2 protein-coding genes are annotated in these 2557 nt (G+C 64.3%); both read right to left on the bottom strand.

Annotated features, from left to right (window positions below; all coding sequences use genetic code 11):
* Window positions 1–308 precede the first annotated feature (308 nt).
* Entirely contained in the window at window positions 309–1499 is a 1191-nt protein-coding gene (locus GOB87_RS16305) for an IS91 family transposase (protein ID WP_166319126.1), read from the bottom strand.
* Window positions 1500–1518: 19 nt separating this feature from the next.
* Window positions 1519–2430, bottom strand: a complete 912-nt coding sequence (locus GOB87_RS16310) for a tyrosine-type recombinase/integrase (RefSeq protein ID WP_166319129.1) — start codon at window positions 2428–2430, stop codon at window positions 1519–1521.
* Between the last annotated feature and the right edge of the window lie 127 nt (window positions 2431–2557).

The following is a 2557-nucleotide window of genomic DNA, read 5'->3' on the forward strand; positions in this document are numbered from 1 at the left end:
TCCTGAAGGGTTTCGGGCGCCGCGAGGCGTACGAAAGTCTGGGAAGACCGAACCCGCGACACCGGGACTCAGTTATGGAGAATTTGCAACTGGCGCCACCCCGTGGGAGAGCCTGAGCCAGAGCATACAGGTGCGTTTGTGGAACTGGAACGGGTTTTTGTGACCGGATCTGCATGACGCGATGTCAGAACTGGCGGTGCAGGCAGCGATTTTCCCGATTTTTTCAGTGATGCGTACAGGAGCCTCGGTTTGCCGGCGCGGAGCCACTCCGACATCGGGATCGGTCATGCTGTCGTATCTGCGGGCTGTCATGGTGATCCCTTGGTTGGATCACTCGCCTGTGGCGGCCCTCGGGGCTGGCACCATCGGGGAAGGATCTGGATGACGACCATCGGACCACCACAGCATGGGCACGGCGGTGGCGTGACCGGTTCGGCTTCCGGGACTTCTGGCGCTGGTGTGGATATGACATTCAGCAGTTCCCGCACCCGGGCGAGGCTGGCCTTGCGGCTGGAACTGGCCAGTAGGCCATAATGGCGGATGCGATGAAATCCCCGTGGCAGGACATGCAGCATGAAGCGGCGGATGAACTCATCCGTGGCGAGTGTCATGACCTGCTGCTGGTGGGCCGTGTCCCGCCGGTAGTCCTTGTAGCGGAACGTCACGCCGTTTTCGTTGAACGCCAGGAGGCGGCGGTTCGAGATGGCGACACGGTGGGTATAGCGCGACAGGTAGGCCAGCACTGCTTTAGGACCGGCAAAAGGCGGTTTGGCGTAGACGACCCAGCGCGTGCTGCGCACAGGAGCCAGATACCGCATAAAGGCACGGCGGTCTGCCAGAGGGGCAAGCTGCCCCCGAAAGGCCAGCCGGTCGGCATCGAAAAGTGCGCGCAGCCGGGTCAGGAACAGGCGGCGGAACAGTTTGCCCAGCACGCGAACGGGCAGCAGGAAGGCAGGGCGTGACGAGATCCAGCGCCGGCCATCGGGCGAGAGACCGCCACCCGGCACGATCATGTGCACGTGGGGATGATGGGTCAGCGCCGACCCCCAGCTGTGCAGCACGGCGGTGATGCCGATGCGGGCACCCAGATGCCGGGGATCGGCGGCGATCGTCATCATCGTCTCCGAGGCGGCCTGGAACAGCAGGGCGTAGAGAACGGCCTTGTTTTGAAGTGCGATGTCGGCGATCCGTGCAGGCAGGGTGAAGACGACATGGAAATACCCGACCGGCAGCAGATCGGCCTCCCGCTCGGCCAGCCATGTCCGCGCGGCGTTCCCCTGACAGCGCGGACAATGACGGTTGCGGCAGCTGTTATAGGCGATCCGCCAGTGTCCGCAGTCCCCGCAGGCCGCGACATGACCACCAAGGGCCGCGGTGCGACAATGTTCGATCGCCGCCATGACCTTGAGCTGCTGCAGGGGGAGACGGCCGGCATGGGCTGCCCGCCAGGCAGGGCCGGCAGCCCGGAAGATGTCCCCCAGTGCGAGGGAGGCGGACATGACCGCCCCCGCCCGGGGATCAGCCGTCGGGCCTTGCCTGCGCCGTCGTCAGCATACCCAGCCTGTCGAGCGGACTGATGACGGCCCGCACGGTCCGTGTCGCAACTTTTGTATAAAGGGCCGTGGTCTCCAGACGGGAATGACCCAGCAGGACCTGGATCACGCGGACATCGACACCATCCTCAAGCAGGTGCGTGGCAAAGCTGTGCCGCAGGGTATGAGGCCCCACACGTCTGGTGATCGAAGCAGCCCGCGCGGCATCGACAACCACGCGATGGAGCTGCCGTGTGCTGATGGGCCTCATGGTGTCCTGCCCGGGAAACAGCCAGCCACCGGAATGCATCACGCCCTGCTGGCGTCCGGCCTTCCACCACTCCCGCAGCAGGGGCAGAAGGTCTGCCGGAAGCATGGCGTTGCGATATCGTCCCCCTTTGCCCCGTTCGACCCTGAGCAGCATGCGCTCGCTGTCGATATCGCTGATCTTGAGAGCTGCAACCTCGGCCACCCGCAGGCCTGCCCCATAGGCGACCGACAGGGCGGCCTGATGCTTGAGGCATACGGTCGCGTTGAGCAACCGGGCAACTTCATCGCGGCTCAGCACGACGGGCAGGTTGCGGGGCTGCGCTACCCGTACCAGCTTGCGTGCAAGGTCGGGGCGGTCGAGCGTCTGGGTGAAGAAAAACCGCAGCGCCGACACGATGGCATTCATGGTCGGTGTCGGCATGCCAGCCTCGTTCTGCGCAATCTGGAACTGGCGCACATCCTCGGCTGTTGCCGTATGGGGTGAGCGGCCCAGAAACGTGGCGAAACGGCCGACATCGCGAAGGTAATTGCGCTGCGTCTCCCGGGAGAACCGCCGCACCGCCATGTCATCAAGCAGGCGCTGGCGAAGGGGACTGATTGCAGCAATGCACAGGGACTCTGTCATCATCCGGCTCCTTCTGGTGGGAAGAAGCCAGAGTGCTTGGCCCGATCAGGACAGTTCCAAATAAAACAGATCGCTCACGCCGTGGTGACAGACCTGCACACCGCACCAATCCCGCGCAGCGGGTTCGTTC

This window comes from Acetobacter estunensis, from assembly GCF_011516945.1.
Lineage (GTDB): Bacteria > Pseudomonadota > Alphaproteobacteria > Acetobacterales > Acetobacteraceae > Acetobacter > Acetobacter estunensis.